Here is a 17,839-nt window from a genome sequence, read left to right on the forward strand (position 1 = left end):
GCTACTGGTTGTTGCCCATGCCGGCGTCATACGCGCCATGATCACTTATGCTGTCGCTGCCCCAGCGGACTGCATGTACAGGTTGACGATAACCAATGGCGGTATCAGTCGACTACGCCTGGCAAAACAGGGGGCATTGCTCGAAAAACTCAACGGAATAGCCGGATAGGTTTCAATCGCGGCAGGAGATGCCCTCCTGCACAATCGTGCGAACCAATGCAAGAGTTGATTAATTTCCTGTCTTGGCACGTGCGTTTGCTGCACCCGCCGCATCACCCATTGCTTCCTTGGCCTGCGCAATCACCTCGTAATTGTTGCGCTTCAGGGCGTAATCGCCGGAAGCCAATGCATTTGACTTGGAAGCAAGATCACTGGCGAGCGAATAACGTTTCTGCTGCAGACGAATATTTGCAAGACGATTCCACAGCAACGGATGATTTTCGATACGCAGTGCTCTCTCCAGTGTTGAGGATGCACCGGTCAGGTTGCCACTGGCCTGCTCTCTGTCAGCTTTGGAAAGCAATGATTTGGTCGCGGCACTCATTGAGGTGGCAGAGGTAGCAGCAGGAACCGGAGTCACCGGGCGGGGCTGGTAAGCCGTGTTATCCGCGTATGCAATGGTCTCAGCTGCAGGTGACTGGGTCGGTGCTGTTGCCGGTACGGGCCTGCTTACATCTGGTTCATAATACTGGTCCGCAGTTGCCAGGTCCGGTGAATCGACACCGGCAGTCTCTCCAGGCGCCAGTCCTCCCCATGCCGAAGAGACTCGCGAACCCCGCTCATAGACGGGTGCGTTGGGTTCGGTGCGCGGCTTGTAGGATGAACAGCCGCCCAGGAATGCACCCAGCATGAGTGCAACAAGCAGGGACTGAAAACTGTTTCGCATCATCTTATTCAATCAAAAATACTCCTGAGAAAATCACCAAGGCTATCGCCGGACTTTCGCGATGGCCGTTCAGACTGTCTATTATCCCACGATTCGAAATCGGGATGTCCATTTTTATCGAGAACGCCTTTGCTGCCACCGTTCAAAAAGTCGAATAGTCCATCGATCGAACCCCCGGCGCATGGCGCCAGCTCCATTGGGGCATATCCACGCAGGAATGGCCTGGTTTCCACCTCGTAGCAATCGTTATTGACGAGCAGACCCGTCTCCTTGTCGACAGTTACCATTTCGATCGTTTCCGGTGGATGAAGTTCCAGCGGTCTCGGGTTGAGCGGTTTCATAATGTCGCCCCATACCCGCAAGGCTCCGCTCGCTCCTGTCAGGCCAGCCGGTGCATTGTCATCACGGCCGACCCAAACGACTGTCACGTAATCGGAAGAGAAACCGGCAAACCAGCTATCGCGCAGGTTGTCTGTTGTCCCTGTTTTACCGGCCAGGTTCAGGTGTGCAGGCATAACACTGTTGAGATAGCGCGAGGTACCTTCGCTGACCACCTTCTGCATCGCGGTTGTCAGCAAGTAGACAGGGCCCGGCTGGCTGGCACGATTCACGGTCAACGGGTATCGCTGCACCGGATTCCCATGCTGATCGAGCACATCGCGAATTGCTCTCAGTGGTGAGCGGAAACCTCCTGATGCGATCGATTGGTACATCTGCGCCACTTCCAGGGGCGTTAACTCCACCGCACCCAGCAGCAGTGACGGAAACGGATTCAACTTCTGACTGACACCGAGGGAATGCAGCTTGTCGATAACGCGATCCAGGCCAAGTTCAAGTCCAAGATGCACAGTCGCCAGGTTGTAGGACTTTGCCAGAGCAGTCTCAAGTGCTACAGCACCATGCTCCTCCTTGTCGTAATTATCCGGCTCCCACAACTTGCCATTCTGTTCGAGAGTGAGCCTGGTATCACTCAGACGCGTCACCAGCGAGAAAAGTTGTGGTTTCTCCAGAGCTGTCAGGTAGACCGCAGGTTTTACCAGGGAACCAATCGGCCTGGTTGCATCCAGGGCGCGGTTGAAGCCTGCGTAAGCTGGCTGCCTGTCACCGGATATAGCCAGTACCTCACCATCCTGCGGAGTGACGACAACAGTCGCTGACTGCAGCTTGCCCTTGGGCAGCTTTTTCTGTTTCTCCAATCCCTGCAGACGCTTGTCTGTTGCAGATTCAACTTGCTGCTGCACCCATGGGTCGAAAGTGGTAAAGATGCGCAGGCCATCTGAATTGAGGTCCTCGGGCTGGTAATCACGGCGTAGCTGGCGGCGCACTAGATCCATGAATGCAGGATAGCGACCACTGTCACCGCCGCCCTTGGCAGCAGTAATACCGAGCGGCGCTGCAGCTGCTGAGCGGTACTGGCTCTCGCTAATCAATCCGGCATCAAGCAACACCGAAAGCACCACGTTACGGCGCTTTGTTGCTGCCTTGGGATTACGCCGCGGGTTGTACTGCGAAGGCCCCTTGAGCATACCGACAAGCAGTGCTGTCCTCGGCAGATCCAGTTCAGAAACAGGTGCACCAAAATAGAAATAACTCGCCAGGCCAAATCCATGAATACCGCGGTTGCCGTCCTGACCAAGGTAGATTTCGTTGACGTAAGCAGTGAGGATATCCTCTTTTTCGAACTTTGCATCAAGGATCAACGCCATCACTGCTTCCTTGAACTTGCGCTTCATGTCACGCCGCGGCGTCAGGTACATGTTCTTGATCAGCTGCTGGGTAATGGTACTGCCGCCCTGCCGGTTGCCCATGAGTGTTTGTACAACTGCACGGGTGAGACCGATCGGGTCAACCCCGTGATGCTGGTAGAAGCGCTTGTCCTCAACTGCCAGCAAAGTGCCGGAGAGCAGCTTGGGAATCTCACCACTCGACAGGATGACTCGATCTTCGCTGTGGGATGGGTAGATACTACCGATCTCCATCGGTTCAAGACGTACGATCGCCAAGTCCTTGCCGCTGGTTTTCTCCTTTAGCCTGGAGACTCCTGTCGATCCAAAATGCACATCCAGGTATTGTTCCGGTTCATCCCCGTCCCAGAAGCGGAAACCACGGCTACGCACCAGCAAGCGATCACCATTGATTGCCCATTCGCCTGTGTGCCTGGGATTGTCGACCTTACGATAACCGAGTCGCGCCAACTTGGCAGTCAGTTGCTGCCTGGTAACCGGTGCGCCAACGTAGAGTTCCAGCGATCGTGAATAGACACGTGCAGGCACTCGCCAACGCTGCCCCTCGAAGTGACCGGTAACAGTCGGGTAGAGATACGCCATGTAGCCGGCAAGCAGAAGTACACCAACAAGGCCGAGAGAGAACACCAGCTTGAAAAGCGCACCAAAAAAGGCGCCACGCTTCTTTCTGCTGCGACGCTTCTTTCGTTTCGTTACGGTACGTTTTCTAACTTTTTTTGCCATCTCGGTTACATCATATCCTGTTCATTCAGCAGCCCGGCTGCAATTTCAGCCTCAAGCAGGCTACGCCATCCGCCCTTACGCCAGAAAGGGTACACAAGCGGGCGCTTGTATACCAGTGAATGCCCTGACTCATCTGCGATAACAAGCTTGCGGACTTTACCTCCCGGCAGTCCCGCAAGCAGATGCCCGAAGAGGGCTTCAGCTTCCGCAATGGCAGTTTCAGCAGGGCTCTCAGTAAAGACAACAGTGGGCCGCGACAATTCAATCTCCTGCATGGAAATCGGCGCCTGCCCCATCAGCTGTCGCAAACCGTCCAGCAGTGGCGAATCACCAACCAGCTGCAAATGATTGCGAAGAGCATCAATTGACACAAGTGAACCGAGACCGGAAATCCAGAAGCCATTAAACAGCGCCTGCTGCCCGGGAAGTACCATTTGCGCCAGCAGCATCTGCATTTCGGTGAGCAGACGTTTCAACAACCTGGCATCCGCGCCATGCGGCATCGCCTCCTCTACACCCTTGCGCCGGGCCTCGGAGAGACTGGAAGTAACAGCGGAAAGCGGAGAATCAAAACGCACGAACCACTCACCATTGAGAGAGAAAAAATGACACCCCTCCTCTGCAAAATGGCTATTGAGGCGATCAAGCAATCCTTGCGGCGGCACTGCAGATGCACCTTCCAGCGGAAAAACCAGCAGACGGTCCCTGTCAGGACGGAAGTGAACCGGCTGTAGCTGTGCCCACACCGCACGACCAGGATCACCGCCGAGCCCTGCATAGCGTAACGCTCCTGCCGGAAAGTCATTTTGCTGATCAAAACCCAGTGCCTGCTGCAGCACCTGTCCAATGCTCAGTGGCGGGGACTCCAGCCGGCGGCAACAGCGCGCCAACTGGTCCAGGTTAGGTGTCTGAGCGGAACAGGCGGATATCGCCTCAACATCAAACAGGGAAGGCAGAAGACAATAAACAGAGCGAGCGAAATCGACGCTGTTGCTAGCGGGCGTCATACTCTGTCAGCTTTGTCAGCTCTGTTAATCGAGATGTTCCATGCGGATACGTGCGACTTCACCTTTGATGGTCTCGAGTGCCTCGATACGGGCGATGGTTTCATTCATCACCCGCTCTTTGACCCTGTGCGTCAGCATCACCAGTGGTACGCAGCCATCCTCGGTATGAGACTCGTACTGGTGCATCGCTTCAATGCTGATACCGGCTTCTGCCAGCAAGCTGGAGACTTCGGCCATGACACCGGCGATATCACGTGCATACATACGCAGGTAGAAAGATGTTGTTATCTCTTCAATCGGTAGTACCGGCAGATCCTCGATCTTGCCATCCTGGTAACCCTGGCATGGAACAACGCTATCAATATGATCGATGGAACGTGCGACATCGATGATATCTGCAACCACGGCAGAAGCTGTAGGCAAGGAACCGGCACCGGCACCGTAGTAGAGCGTCGGTCCAACCATGTCACCCTTAACCAGCACAGCGTTCATAACGCCATCGACATTTGCAATCAAACGCCCCTCGGGGACCAGCGTCGGATGCACACGCAGCTCAACGCCCTCGTCGGTGTGACGGGCGATACCGAGATGCTTGATGTTGTAACCCAGCTCAGATGCATAAGTCACATCCAGGGGCTCAATCTTTGTGATCCCTTCTGTATAGGTTTTTTCGAAATGCAGTGGCATACCGAATGACAGGGAGGCGAGTATTGCCAGCTTGTGCGCGGCATCGATTCCCTCGACATCAAATGTCGGATCAGCTTCCGCGTAGCCGAGTGCCTGCGCCTCTTTGAGCACATCGGCAAAGTCCCTGCCCTTGTCACGCATCTCGGTGAGAATGAAGTTTCCGGTACCGTTGATGATTCCGGCAACCCACTCGATCCTGTTGGCTGCAAGGCCCTCACGAATCGCCTTGAGAATCGGAATACCACCTGCAACAGCCGCCTCGTAGGCGAGCGTAACACCGGCCTCTCTTGCTGCCGCAAACAGCTCTTCGCCATGCATGGCAATCAGCGCCTTGTTGGCAGTAACAACATGCTTGCCGTTAGCCATCGCCTCGAGAACAAACTCGCGTGCCGGCGAGTATCCGCCAATCAGTTCGACGACAATATGAAGATCAGGGTCACTGATGACATCAGCGGCATCATTCGACACCCTCACCTGGTCGATTCCATCAAGGCCTTGCGGGTCATACTCCCTGGCTGCAGCTGCAACCACCTTTATTTCACGTCCAAGACGACGCGAAATCTCCTCGGCATTACGTACCAGCACATTGAGTGTGCCCCCACCGACAGTACCAAGACCCAGCAGGCCAACATTGACCGGATTCACTATTTATCTCCTTCTTTTAATACACCATCACGACGGAACATGTCGCGAATACCCCGGACCGCCTGGCGAGTCCGGTGTTCATTTTCAATCAGACCAAAACGCACATAACCTTCGCCATCGGCACCGAATCCGATACCGGGTGATACGGCCACTTTCGCATCGGCAACCAGTTTCTTGGCAAACTCCAAAGAGTCGTACTCCTTGTACGCTTCAGGTATGGGCGCCCACACAAACATGGTCGCCTTGGGTTTTTCTATTTCCCAGCCAATCGCACTGAGTCCGTCACACAGCACATCGCGACGACTCTGGTACATGTCTCGAATCTCCGAAACACACTCCTGCGGTCCTTCAAGGGCAGCAATCGCAGCGACCTGGATCGGCGTGAAGGTGCCGTAGTCGAGGTAGGATTTGATCCGCGCAAGCGCACCGATCAGGGTCTTGTTGCCACACAGGAAACCAACACGCCAGCCGGGCATGTTATAGCTTTTTGAGAGCGAGAAGGCCTCGACCGCGATATCCTTCGCACCCGGCACCTGCAGGATGGAGGGCGCCTGGTAGCCGTCATAGACGATGTCGGCATAAGCGAGATCCTGAACAACCCAGATATTCTCTTCCTTGGCGATGGCAACGACTTTCTCAAAAAATTCGAGATCGACACAGTGACCAGTCGGATTGGCCGGGAAGTTGAGCACCAGCATCTTGGGCTTCGGCCAGGATTCACGAATCGCCTTCTCAAGCTCCTCGAAAAAGCCGACATCCGAGTTGATCGGTACATGGCGCACATCGGCACCGGCAATGACAAAACCCCAGGGGTGAATCGGGTAAGCCGGATTGGGCACAAGCACGGTGTCACCCGGGCCGAGACAAGCCAGCGCCAGGTGTGCGAGCCCCTCTTTGGAGCCGATGGTTACTATCGCCTCACTTTCCGGATCCAGATCAACGTCATAGCGATCCTTGTACCAGTTACACATCGCACGGCGCAGGCGCGGAATTCCCTTTGACTGGGAATAGCGATGTGTATCCTTGCGATTGGCGGCCTCGGTCAGCTTATCGACAATATGTTGTGGTGTGGGCTGATCAGGATTTCCCATACCGAAGTCGATAATATCTTCGCCGCGCGCGCGCGCCGCCATCTTCAGGTCATTGACGATAGCAAAAACATAGGGTGGCAAACGCTTGATGCGGCGGAAATCTTCCATTTCTGGAGTTGACACTGACGACCTCGGACAAAGAGAGTATGAAAGGGGACTAAAATTACCCGACTGGTGCGAAAACTGCAATAAAAACCGCCCCTCAGGGCGGTTTTTATCAATGATTCAGCAGATAGGCTAAGCTTGTGGCATTGCCCATCATGAACTCAATCAGCCATGAACATATTCCTCGATACCGGGATTGCCCTTGACGTTGACCAGTTTCGGCGTATTGAGCTTGTCGATCTTGACGGTTTTCTGATCTCTCAGGTACTCGGCCACGACCTCCCAGATCGGCGCATCAGGCGATTGTGAACCAACCGTTGCCCAACCGGCGACCATGTACTTCTTGGCTGCCTCGATCTTGGTTCCGTCATCCAGCGTCATATCCTGGATACGCTCACCCATTCCGGCGGTCGGATCACAGACATAATCCATGCCACCCAGACGCACCATGTCACCACCCTGCTGGTAGTAGGCATCCTCGTTGAAGAGGTTGTCGCACACATCCTCAAGAATCAGCTTGAGCTCTTCACCACTCATCTCGCGACGATAGGTTTCAGGATAGGTGATACAGGTCTGGTCCATGACGTTGTCCATGGTGATCTTCTGACCTGGCAGTACCGTGGTGCCCCAGCGGAAACCAGGAGACAGGGAAATCTGCGCATCCTTAACCGTGGTCAACGCATCACAAATGACCTGGTCGAAGGTGCCGTTGAAGTTGCCGCGGCGATATAGCGTCTCTTCTGCTGTTGCGAGCTCCTCTTCGAGTTCCTTCTTGTAGGGGGCACGAACATCGTCGATATACTTTTGCATCTCGGCGTTTGCTTCGAGCATGTTGGAGAAGACCGGCAACAGACGATAACGGAAATCCTGCACCTTGCCATGTCTGACATCGAAATCCATCACGCCGAGGAACTTGCCGTTTGAACCGGCGTTTGTAACCAGGGTCTTGCCACCGGCATTCTTGATCGGAACTGCAGCAGGCACACCGTCATGGGTGTGGCCACCGAAGATTGCATCAATACCTGTGACGCGTGACGCCATCTTGAGGTCAACATCCATGCCGTTGTGCGAGATTACGACAACCACGTCGGGTTTCTCGTTTTCACGCACGCTGTCGACAACCGCCTGCATATGCTCATCCTGAATGCCGAAAGTCCAGTCCGGGATAAAGCGCGACGGGTTGGCGATTGGTGTATAGGGGAACGCCTGACCGATAACGGCAACACGGGCGCCGCCGACATTCTTGATGGTGTATGGCTTGAAGGCAGTGCCTTCATCTTCATCAAAACCCTCAAAATCAGCAAACTTGTAATCAAATAGCGCGTCATCGGTGACTGCAACGTTCTGTGCAACAAAGTCACCTTTGAAGTCGTTGACGTTGGAAATAACCTCTTCATCGAGATAGGTGAATTCCCAGTGACCTGTCATGACATCAACGCCAAGCAGGTTACAGGCGCCGACCATGTCCTTGCCGCGCGTATAGTAAGCGGTGCCTGAACCCTGCCAGGTATCACCACCATCAAGCAGCAGGCTATTACCCGGGCCACGAGAGTCGCGGATATTATTGACCAGCGTTTTGAGATGGGCAAAACCGCCAACCATGCCAAAATTATGTGCCGCCTCATCATAACCGAGATAAGTGAAGGCATGCGCTTCGATACTGCCGGGCTCAAGGTTAAAATGTTTGAGAAGTGAATTTCCCACCAGGTGTGGTGCCTTGCCATAAGCAGGACCCAGGCCGAGATTGACATTCGGCTCGCGGAAATAGATCGGGTTGAGCTGCGCATGACAGTCGGTCATATGCATCAGGGTTACGTTGCCAAACTTCGGCACTTCATATAGATCGGACGGCTGACGCGCAGCTGCAAAAACAGAGCTCGGCATCATACCAGCAGCTCCGGCAAGTCCCATCAGGCGGATAAATTCACGGCGTGAAATTGACATGGGGTATTCTCCTCCAACCAGTCTTTTGTTGCAGCAAGGTGCTGCTTTTATATTTGGAATCCAACTGTCAGCAATATACTTGAAAAGTGCGATAACTCAAGCTGTTCTATCACGGGCATTGTCATAAGTTGACCATTATGCCAGCAGCTCAGCGCCTGAAAAACCCCAGAATTTGTTCTCTTTTCAAACGCAGCAGCATCAAAACAGTGGAAACTGCGATATAAATATAGGGCTCCAATGTATCGGCGCGCGTCAGCCACAGAAAATGAAGACAGGCAAGTGCAGCGGCGATGTAGGCGCCCTTGTGCAGGCTTTTCCAGCGCTTGCCAAGGCGGCGCTGCATACCACGCGTTGAGGTCACCGCCAGCGGCAGCAGGATCATCAGGGCCGTGAAACCGACCGTGATGTAGGGGCGCTTGATGATATCCGCGACAATCTCGTCCCATAGAAAGACCTGGTCGATCCACACATAGATGGTCAAGTGAACAGTTGCATAGAAAAAACTGAACAGTCCGAGCATGCGCCTGTGACGCAGCAGGCTGAAACCCGTGGTACGACGTAAGGGTGTCACTGCGAGCGTAATCAGCAACATGCGCAGCGTCCAGTCACCGCTTCGATGTGTCAGCGCCTCGACCGGGTTTGCACCAAGATTGCCATTGAACGCATCCCATAACAGGTGCAGGAAGGGCAACAGGCAGAGCAGGAACAGCAGCAGCTTGATAGCTGCCGTACGCATTCGATTACTCACGGGATCAGAAATGCTTCCTCAGGTCCATGCCTGTATAGAGAGAGGCAACCTCGTCGGCATAACCATTGAACATCTCTGTTTTGACCTTGCTGGAGAAAATGCCACCGCCAATGACACGGTGATACTTCTGGCTCCAGCGCGGGTGTTCAACGCGCGGATTTACATTGGAATAGAAGCCATACTCACGCGGATTATTCATATTCCAGGTCGCCTGGGGCTGTTCTTCGGTAAAGCGTATGCGCACGATCCCCTTGATACTCTTGAAGCCGTATTTCCACGGACTCACAAGACGCAACGGGGCACCACTCTGGTTTGGCAGCAGCTCACCATAGAGCCCGGTTGCCAGAATTGTCAGTGGGTGCATCGCCTCGTCGATACGTAGCCCCTCGCGATAGGGCCAGTCAAGCACAGCACGTTTCTGACCCGGCATGCGTTCGGCGTCATGCAGGGTTTCAAATGCCACGTATTTCGCCCTGGCTGTCGGCTTGAAGCGTTTCAGCAAGGTTGCAAGAGGGAAACCGACCCAGGGAACCACCATCGACCAGGCCTCAACACAGCGCAGGCGATAGATACGCTCCTCCTGCGTGATGCCACTTAGAATATCCTCGATATCAATCTCGCCGGGTTCTTCGCACTCTCCCTCAACAACCACATGCCAGGGACGGGATTCAAAAGCTTGTGAATTTTCTACAGGATCACTCTTGCCGGTACCAAACTCATAGTAGTTGTTATAGCTGGTGACCAAATCGTAGGGAGTGAGGTCCTCGTCAACACTGAAACCTGCATCGGCAAGATTTGCGATTGCGGGATTCTTGCCTGGCGCTTTGACCAGCGCCTCAGCAATACCTGACAAGCCAAGGCCTGCAAAGGCGTATAGCCCCTTCTTGAGGAAGTCCCTGCGACGCAAGTAATCACTATGACTGGTGATTTCTGAAGATTTGATGCTATCCGGTTTTTTTATCAGCATGGTTGATCCTGTTAAGCTGGGGCCAATATCAGTATGACACCGGAAACCGGTTTATTCTTCCAGGATTTCTTTTTTATCCACCTGGCCATGGTACTAAACAAGGCATCATGATTGATCGGCTTGGTAATAAAACCATTCATCCCGCAAGCCAGCGCTTTCTCCCTGTCCCCTTTCATGGCATTTGCTGTCCATGCAATGATAGGCAAGTCCCTGAATCGTTCCTGCGCTCGAATTGTTCGAGTCGCATCGTAACCATCCATCACCGGCATCTGGCAATCCATTAACACGCCGTCAAAGGACTCCTTTTCCAGCTGATCCAGCGCTTCCTGTCCATTGTCAGCCACCTCAACATCTATGCCATTCATGGTAAGGATCATTGTTGCCAGCTCCTGGTTAACCTCGTTGTCTTCAACCAGCAGCACCCTCGCTCCCTTCAACTGCTCTTTCCATTCGGCAAGAGTTCCGCTATTGTCTTCACGCGGCTGTGGGACAGCCGGCATATGCTGCAGCTTGCCGAGGCGTACGGTAAAGTAAAAACCGCTCCCTTTCCCAAGTTCACTCTTAACCTGTAATTCACCATCCATCGCCTTGACAATCTGGCTGCAAATAACCAGGCCCAGTCCTGTACCGCCATATTTTCGTGTCGTCGAACTATCTGCCTGGGTAAAGGGCTGAAACAGTTTCTCCTGTTGCTCCATCGAGATACCAATTCCATTATCCCTGACCGAACAGCGTATGACGCAATCCCTGTCACTATCAGCCTGCAACGACACATCTACCTCTACCTTGCCTCCCTCGCTGGTAAATTTGACCGCGTTGTTAATGAGGTTCAGTAGCACCTGGCCAAGACGCATCGGGTCTCCGATCAATGCATCCGGAACGTCAGCGGCAATTTTGGTTGAATGGGAAACACCTCGCTCTTCGGCAGTGGCGTGAATCATGTTGCAGGTATTGTCGATAACCTTTTTGAGACTGAAGTCCGTGCTTTCCATCTCGAGCTTGCCGGCTTCAATCTTTGAAAAATCGAGAATGTCATTCAGGATATGCAGCAGGGCCTCTGCCGACATGTGGGCCTTGCTGATGAAGTTTCTTTGCGTTTCATCCAGTTCAGTATTCAAGGCCAGGTTTGTCATGCCGATGACGGCATTCATCGGCGTACGGATTTCGTGACTCATGCTGGCCAGGAATTCCGACTTGCTGTTATTTGCCTGTACAGCAAGCTCGCGTTGATGCTCAACTTCCTTTGTACGCTCAACAACCAGCTTCTCGAGATTTTTGCGATGTTCAGTCAGTTCGTTAGTCAGCTCTTGATTTTCATCCAGTTCATTTTCCAGATCCAGGTTGAGGTTGATCAGGTTATTGCGCATAGTCAGCAAATTACTGGTCATCTCGTTAAAAGCGCCTGACAACTGACCAATCTCATCTTTTGAAGTAACCGGGATTTCAACATCCAGCTGACCTGACCCAATCTTTCTGGCTGCCACTGTCATTGATGCCAGTGGCCTGGCAAACATGGTTGCAATGAACGCACTGAAAAAGATTACGAGCAACATTATGACGAGGGCGGAAATCAGCAGAACGTTGCGTGAATCGAGGTTAATTTCATCAATCCGGTTGATTTCCCCGTAGGCTTCGGCGACAGCCTCCTCAGTGTGCGGAATGATATGCTGCCTGTACCTTTCAAGCAGGTCGTTTATCCTGTCTCGGGTAGATGTGAGTTCATCTGCTGAGGCGTCTCTCTGCAGGAGCAGCAGGTACTTGACCGTGACACGGCTAAACTCCTTGACGAAATCGGCAACGTAGGTTGTAAACGCCTCTCCTGAATCATAGAGAGAATAGCTGGTTTGATGAGACCCCATCAGTGCGAGTGATTTTTCGATCTCCTGCCTGGTCGAGATATTCTGATCAGATTCGTAGCGTTCAAGCAGGAAAAGCACCCTGTAGAGGTCGGCTTCCATGCGAGATAGCGCTATTACTCCAGGCAACTCCCTTCCGCCAACTTCGCTAATCATGTCGGCAACTTTTTGTTGCACAGTCAGGCTGATTCCAAGGCTAACCCCAAGAGTCAGCAGGGAGACAAGCAGAAAACCGGTAAGCAGTTTCAGCCTGATCTGCATTTGTTAAACCCCAAATCCGTGTCGTGAAAATATTGCCTTCCCTTCAGTGGCAACAAACCTGGCAAATGCCTCGGCCTTTTGCGGCTGCTTGCTGGTCGATAATTCGGCGATCCAGATCTCATTGAGCTTGTTCACTGTCTCTGTAATGGCTATTTCAGTGAGTTCTGCTGCCTCTTCCCAGGTAATCATATCTGTCCATACCAACGCAGCATCGACCTCTCTGTCAACCACAAGGCTTAGTAACTCATTGACGGTCGAGCCGATAATTGCAATGTTCTTCCTAAAATTTTCATCCTCCTTGTTGGCAATAGCGATCTGAACACCATCCTCAATCAGGTCAGTGTAATTCTTCAGGCCCTTTTCGTTATCTTTCCTGACAGTAAAGGTGGGTATATGTTGGGCAACATAGTATGAGTTTGCGACCAAGTCACCGGCTTTCTTGATATACGACTTTGAGCCTGCAAGGAATATATCCCCTACGTTGGTTTCCTGGATCGTGCCCAGCAGGGTATTGGTACCGGCATAGATGAGTGACACCTTGACGCCGTGTTGTTTTTCATAAAGCCACACAATCTCATCCATGCCTTTTCCTGAATAGACAATCAGTGGATCTTTAGTTTGGACACACCCGCTTAAAGCGAAGGAGATTGCCAGCAACAAGGACAGGAGGGGTTTGAGTTGAGGAAACGGCTTGATCATACACACCTCTGAGAACACAACTTTATTTTTTTGCACTCGTTACTATGAATTAGATACTAGCATGCACTTGAATAGTGCAACAATGGACTTGTCACTAATGAATAAGGTTAGTGAAATAGAGTTCTGAGCCGTGTGACGCGGAGAAATCAGGGAGTCAGCAGGTCAGTGCTGAAGAATAAAGGAATGCCGGCTCAAGGCCGGCATGACAATAGATCTGAACAGGAAGAAACGTGACGCAGCGAGAAAGCCTCTACAGGCCTAGTACATCCTGCATATCATAGAGACCGGCTGGCTGTTGCATCAGCCAGTCTGCAGCACGAGCAGCACCACGGGCAAATGTCATGCGACTGGATGCCTTGTGGACAATTTCTACACGTTCACCCTCGGTTGCAAACCAGACGCTGTGTTCACCAACCACATCACCGGCACGAATGGTTTCGAAACCAATGGCTTTAGGATCACGTTCACCCGTGATGCCTTCACGTCCGTAAACTGCAACCTCCTTGAGGTCGCGTCCGAGTGCATTGGCTACCACCTCTCCCATACCCAGTGCGGTACCGGATGGTGCATCAACCTTGTGCTTGTGATGTGCCTCGACAATTTCTATATCAGCATCATCACCCATGACGCGCGCCGCCATATCGAGCAACTTGAAGCAGAGATTGACGCCGACACTCATGTTCGGTGCAAAGACAATACCGCCAGCTGAAGCAACCTCGGCGATACGCGCCTTACCATCATCATCAAAACCGGTCGTGCCAATGATAAGACGCTTGTTGTTGGCTTCGCAGACATCAAGATGCGCAAGCGTTGCATCCGGACGGGTAAAATCGATAACGACATCAAAGTCGTCAACCACGCTGGCAAGATCATCGACCAAGGCAACGCCCAGATTACCAACCCCTGCAAGTTCACCGGCATCTGCACCGACCAGTGTGCTTCCGGCACGTTCTGTTGCAGCCCCCAGTGTCAAACCGGAATGGTTAACGACTGCCTCGATCAGGGTTTTACCCATGCGCCCTGCAGCGCCCACGACTGCGATTCTTGTCATTGTGTCAGCCTCTGTTTCCTATTTGGGTCAGAGTAAAAACTCTCACACCATTATTTAATTTACAACCGTCCGGGGAGTTTTTACTCTGACCCCAATTAACTGCCTTGCCCCATCTCGGAGAAAAATTTCTTCACCCCGTCCAGCCACGAGTGCGATTGCGGACTGTGCTTCGAACCGCTTTCCGACATGCTCTCGTCGAACTCCTTGAGCAACTCTTTCTGGCGTGATGTCAGGTTGACCGGGGTCTCTACCAGCACGCGACAGATGAGGTCACCCTGTGCGCCCCCGCGAACAGGCTTGACGCCCTTGCCACGTACACGGAACATTTTACCGGTCTGGGTGCCGGCAGGAATTTTCAGTTTCACCTTGCCGCCGAGAGTCGGCACTTCCATCTCGCCGCCAAGCCCTGCACGCGCAAAGCTGATCGGCATCTCACAGTAAAGGTGCGCACCGTCACGCTGGAAGATTGGATGTTCCTTGACCTGCACCTCGACATAGAGGTCACCGGCTGGAGCGCCATGCTCACCGGCCTCACCCTCACCTGAAAGACGAATACGATCACCGTTATCGACACCTGCGGGCACCTTGACCGAGAGCGTCTTCTGCTCCTGTACACGCCCCTGGCCGCGACAATCGCCACAGGGGTTGTCAATGACAGTACCACTGCCGTGACATGCAGGACAGGCCTGCTGTACGGAGAAGAAACCCTGCTGCATACGCACTTGTCCCTGTCCGTGACAGGTTCCGCACGTCTTGGGGCTCGAGCCATCTTTGGCACCGCTGCCGTGACATGTGTCACAGGTTACCCAGGTTGGCACACGAATCTTGACCTCGGTACCGTTGACTGCATCTTCAAGCGAGATCTGCAGTCCATAGCGCAGGTCAGCACCACGATTGGCACGCTGCCCGCCACCACGGCCACCGCCGAAGATATCGCCGAACACGTCGCCAAAGATGTCGCTGAAATTACCACCCTCGAAACCGCCACCACCGCCAAAGCCGCCGCCCATGGACTGGTCGACGCCGGAATGACCAAACTGGTCATAAGCAGCACGCTTCTGCTGATCGGAAAGTACCTCGTAGGCCTCCTTGACCTCCTTGAACTTGGTCTCGGCCTGCGCATCATCACCGGCACGGTCGGGATGGAACTTCATCGCCAGACGACGATATGCCTTCTTGATATCGGCATCGCTGGCGTTGCGTTCAACACCCAGTACTTCGTAATAATCGCTCTTCGACATGCTTGGTCCCGGTTGTTATTCCGTTGTTATGCGAACCCGCTACTTAACGGCTTCGCTATATCTTTTATACGGCCAAAGGGGCGTGTGAATCCACCCGCCCCCGGCCTATACTTATTTTGTCTGGCATGACGGGATAATTTCCCGCCATACCTGTGCGTTAGTTACGCTTTTTTGTCGTCGTCATTGACCTCTTCGAACTCGGCATCGACAACATCGTCGTCAGCCGCCTGTTCACCGCCGGCCTGTTCACCTGCACCTTCCGCACCGGCAGCACCCTGCTCGGCATAAAGTTTCTCTGCCATCTTTGCAGATGCATCGGTAAGCGCCTTGGTTTTGGTCTCGATGAGATCCTTGTCATCCTTGTCCATGACACCTTCAAGGTCACTGAGAGCAGCCTCGATATTGCCACGCTCTGCTGCATCGAGCTTGTCACCAAGCTCTTCCATGCTCTTCTTGGTCGCATGGATCATGGTGTCAGCCGTGTTACGTGCTGCAACCAGCTCATGGAACTTTTTGTCCTCTTCAGAATGCGCCTCGGCATCCTGTACCATGCGATCGATCTCATCATCCGACAGGCCACTAGATGCAGTAATGCGGATCGATGTCTCCTTGCCACTCGCCTTGTCTTTGGCGGAGACATGCAGGATACCGTTCGAGTCGATATCGAAAGTCACCTCGACCTGAGGCACACCGCGTGGTGCTGGCGGAATATCACCGAGGTCAAATCGACCCAGAGACTTGTTTGCGCCTGCCTGCTCACGCTCACCCTGGAGGACGTGGACTGTTACCGCGGTCTGGTTATCTTCCGCAGTAGAGAAGACCTGCTCCGCCTTGGTCGGGATAGTGGTGTTCTTGTCGATCAGCTTGGTCATGACGCCACCGAGAGTCTCGATACCGAGCGACAGTGGAGTTACGTCGAGCAGCAGGATGTCTTTAACATCACCACCGAGTACACCGCCCTGAACCGCGGCACCAACTGCAACTGCCTCATCAGGGTTGACGTCCTTGCGCGGCGCCTTGCCGAAGAACTCTTCAACAGTTGACTGAACCAGTGGCATACGCGTCTGGCCACCAACGAGAATGACGTCATCAAGATCGCCATTTGAAAGACCGGCATCGCTCATCGCAATTTTGCATGGCTCAAGTGTGCGTTTGACCAGTGTCTCTACAAGTGATTCGAGCTTGGCACGAGTCAGTTTCAGCGCCAGGTGCTTGGGGCCTGATGCATCTGCCGTGACATACGGCAGGTTAATATCTGTCTGCTGGCTTGAAGAGAGCTCGATCTTGGCTTTCTCTGCTGCTTCCTTGAGACGCTGCAGTGCGAGCGGATCGTTGCGCAGGTCAACGCCCTGCTCCTTCTGGAATTCATTGACGATGTAGTCAATGATCAGCATGTCGAAATCCTCACCACCGAGGAAGGTGTCGCCGTTGGTCGACAACACTTCGAACTGGTGCTCGCCGTCGATCTCGGCAATCTCGATAATGGAAACGTCGAAAGTACCGCCGCCGAGGTCATAAACTACGATCTTGCGATCGCCGGCCTTCTTGTCCATACCGTAGGCAAGTGCAGCTGCGGTCGGCTCGTTAATGATGCGCTTGACATCAAGACCGGCGATTCTGCCTGCGTCCTTGGTTGCCTGGCGCTGTGAGTCGTTGAAGTAGGCAGGTACAGTGATGACCGCCTCGGTAACAGCTTCGCCAAGATAGTCTTCTGCAGTCTTTTTCATCTTCTGCAGAATCTTCGCCGAGATCTCGGGTGGCGCCATTTTCTCGCCATTGATCTCAACCCAGGCGTCACCATTGTCAGCCTTGACGATCTTGTAAGGCACGATGTCCTGGTCACGCTTGACCACGTCATCTTCAAAACGACGGCCGATCAGGCGCTTGATTGCGAACAGCGTGTTCTGAGGATTGGTGACCGCCTGGCGCTTGGCCGACTGGCCTACCAGTACCTCGTTCTCCTTGGTGTAGGCGATAATCGAGGGAGTTGTGCGATCACCCTCGGAATTTTCAATCACTTTCGGCTCACCATCTTCCATTACTGCTACGCAGGAGTTCGTGGTGCCGAGGTCGATACCGATAATCTTACCCATAATTCAATACTCTCCAGAAAACTTGTTCAATATCTAAAATTCTTTATCTAACACCCAAAATTGGGTCTTCAGGCCTGTTTTCAAGCTAAA

The 17,839-nt window shown here is 53.2% G+C and carries 14 protein-coding genes; 1 reads left to right on the forward strand and 13 read right to left on the reverse strand.

Features of this window, described 5'->3' with window-relative positions; translation table 11 throughout:
* Nucleotides 1–4: 4 nt before the first annotated feature.
* On the forward strand, nucleotides 5–169 hold the full coding sequence (locus BOW51_RS11890) for a histidine phosphatase family protein (protein ID WP_370738146.1): 165 nt from the start codon (nucleotides 5–7) through the stop codon (nucleotides 167–169).
* Between the two features lie 60 nt (nucleotides 170–229).
* Here BOW51_RS11890 and BOW51_RS02540 read toward each other — a convergent pair whose 3' ends face one another.
* From BOW51_RS02540 to dnaK, 13 genes are all read right to left on the reverse strand, one after another.
* Entirely contained in the window at nucleotides 230–898 is a 669-nt protein-coding gene (locus BOW51_RS02540) for a hypothetical protein (protein ID WP_078476291.1), read from the reverse strand.
* Nucleotides 895–3,354: a penicillin-binding protein 1B gene (gene mrcB, locus BOW51_RS02545; protein WP_078476292.1), complete on the reverse strand. Its 2,460-nt coding sequence runs from the start codon at nucleotides 3,352–3,354 to the stop codon at nucleotides 895–897. The genes BOW51_RS02540 and mrcB overlap by 4 nt, the downstream gene beginning before the upstream one ends.
* A gap of 5 nt (nucleotides 3,355–3,359) precedes the next feature.
* Entirely contained in the window at nucleotides 3,360–4,361 is a 1,002-nt protein-coding gene (locus BOW51_RS02550; protein WP_078476293.1) for a hypothetical protein, read from the reverse strand.
* A gap of 24 nt (nucleotides 4,362–4,385) precedes the next feature.
* On the reverse strand, nucleotides 4,386–5,693 hold the full coding sequence (locus tag BOW51_RS02555; protein ID WP_078476294.1) for a homoserine dehydrogenase: 1,308 nt from the start codon (nucleotides 5,691–5,693) through the stop codon (nucleotides 4,386–4,388).
* A complete protein-coding gene (gene alaC / locus BOW51_RS02560; protein ID WP_078476295.1) occupies nucleotides 5,693–6,892 on the reverse strand; it encodes an alanine transaminase in 1,200 nt (399 codons plus the stop codon). The genes BOW51_RS02555 and alaC overlap by 1 nt, the downstream gene beginning before the upstream one ends.
* 162 nt (nucleotides 6,893–7,054) lie before the next feature.
* On the reverse strand, nucleotides 7,055–8,833 hold the full coding sequence (soxB, locus tag BOW51_RS02565) for a thiosulfohydrolase SoxB (protein WP_078476296.1): 1,779 nt from the start codon (nucleotides 8,831–8,833) through the stop codon (nucleotides 7,055–7,057).
* 148 nt (nucleotides 8,834–8,981) lie between these two features.
* On the reverse strand, nucleotides 8,982–9,581 hold the full coding sequence (msrQ, locus tag BOW51_RS02570; protein ID WP_245828394.1) for a protein-methionine-sulfoxide reductase heme-binding subunit MsrQ: 600 nt from the start codon (nucleotides 9,579–9,581) through the stop codon (nucleotides 8,982–8,984).
* Nucleotides 9,582–9,585: 4 nt separating this feature from the next.
* Nucleotides 9,586–10,548: a protein-methionine-sulfoxide reductase catalytic subunit MsrP gene (gene msrP / locus BOW51_RS02575; RefSeq protein WP_078476298.1), complete on the reverse strand. Its 963-nt coding sequence runs from the start codon at nucleotides 10,546–10,548 to the stop codon at nucleotides 9,586–9,588.
* An 11-nt stretch (nucleotides 10,549–10,559) separates the two neighbouring features.
* On the reverse strand, nucleotides 10,560–12,665 hold the full coding sequence (locus tag BOW51_RS02580) for an ATP-binding protein (RefSeq protein ID WP_078476299.1): 2,106 nt from the start codon (nucleotides 12,663–12,665) through the stop codon (nucleotides 10,560–10,562).
* A gap of 3 nt (nucleotides 12,666–12,668) precedes the next feature.
* The gene (locus BOW51_RS02585) at nucleotides 12,669–13,247 is read right to left on the reverse strand and encodes an extracellular solute-binding protein (protein WP_167367222.1); all 579 of its coding nucleotides are present in this window, start codon (nucleotides 13,245–13,247) and stop codon (nucleotides 12,669–12,671) included.
* Between the two features lie 367 nt (nucleotides 13,248–13,614).
* Nucleotides 13,615–14,415 carry a 4-hydroxy-tetrahydrodipicolinate reductase gene (dapB, locus tag BOW51_RS02590; protein WP_078476301.1) on the reverse strand — a complete coding sequence of 267 codons (801 nt, stop codon included), beginning with the start codon at nucleotides 14,413–14,415 and terminating at the stop codon, nucleotides 13,615–13,617.
* A 95-nt stretch (nucleotides 14,416–14,510) separates the two neighbouring features.
* The gene (gene dnaJ, locus BOW51_RS02595; protein ID WP_078476302.1) at nucleotides 14,511–15,656 is read right to left on the reverse strand and encodes a molecular chaperone DnaJ; all 1,146 of its coding nucleotides are present in this window, start codon (nucleotides 15,654–15,656) and stop codon (nucleotides 14,511–14,513) included.
* 161 nt (nucleotides 15,657–15,817) lie between these two features.
* On the reverse strand, nucleotides 15,818–17,749 hold the full coding sequence (gene dnaK, locus BOW51_RS02600; RefSeq protein ID WP_078476303.1) for a molecular chaperone DnaK: 1,932 nt from the start codon (nucleotides 17,747–17,749) through the stop codon (nucleotides 15,818–15,820).
* Nucleotides 17,750–17,839: the final 90 nt, after the last annotated feature.

The sequence above is a fragment of the Solemya elarraichensis gill symbiont genome (assembly GCF_002021095.1).
Lineage (GTDB): Bacteria > Pseudomonadota > Gammaproteobacteria > Chromatiales > Chromatiaceae.

Bases quoted from the DNA above. Each gene is read 5' to 3' on its own strand.
- mrcB (WP_078476292.1), bottom strand. From the start codon at position 3,354: ATGGCAAAAAAAGTTAGAAAACGTACCGTAACGAAACGAAAGAAGCGT.
- BOW51_RS02550 (WP_078476293.1), bottom strand. From the start codon at position 4,361: ATGACGCCCGCTAGCAACAGCGTCGATTTCGCTCGCTCTGTTTATTGT.
- alaC (WP_078476295.1), bottom strand. From the start codon at position 6,892: ATGGAAGATTTCCGCCGCATCAAGCGTTTGCCACCCTATGTTTTTGCT.
- soxB (WP_078476296.1), bottom strand. From the start codon at position 8,833: ATGTCAATTTCACGCCGTGAATTTATCCGCCTGATGGGACTTGCCGGA.
- msrP (WP_078476298.1), bottom strand. From the start codon at position 10,548: ATGCTGATAAAAAAACCGGATAGCATCAAATCTTCAGAAATCACCAGT.
- BOW51_RS02580 (WP_078476299.1), bottom strand. From the start codon at position 12,665: ATGCAGATCAGGCTGAAACTGCTTACCGGTTTTCTGCTTGTCTCCCTG.
- BOW51_RS02585 (WP_167367222.1), bottom strand. From the start codon at position 13,247: ATGGATGAGATTGTGTGGCTTTATGAAAAACAACACGGCGTCAAGGTG.
- dapB (WP_078476301.1), bottom strand. From the start codon at position 14,415: ATGACAAGAATCGCAGTCGTGGGCGCTGCAGGGCGCATGGGTAAAACC.
- dnaJ (WP_078476302.1), bottom strand. From the start codon at position 15,656: ATGTCGAAGAGCGATTATTACGAAGTACTGGGTGTTGAACGCAACGCC.
- dnaK (WP_078476303.1), bottom strand. From the start codon at position 17,749: ATGGGTAAGATTATCGGTATCGACCTCGGCACCACGAACTCCTGCGTA.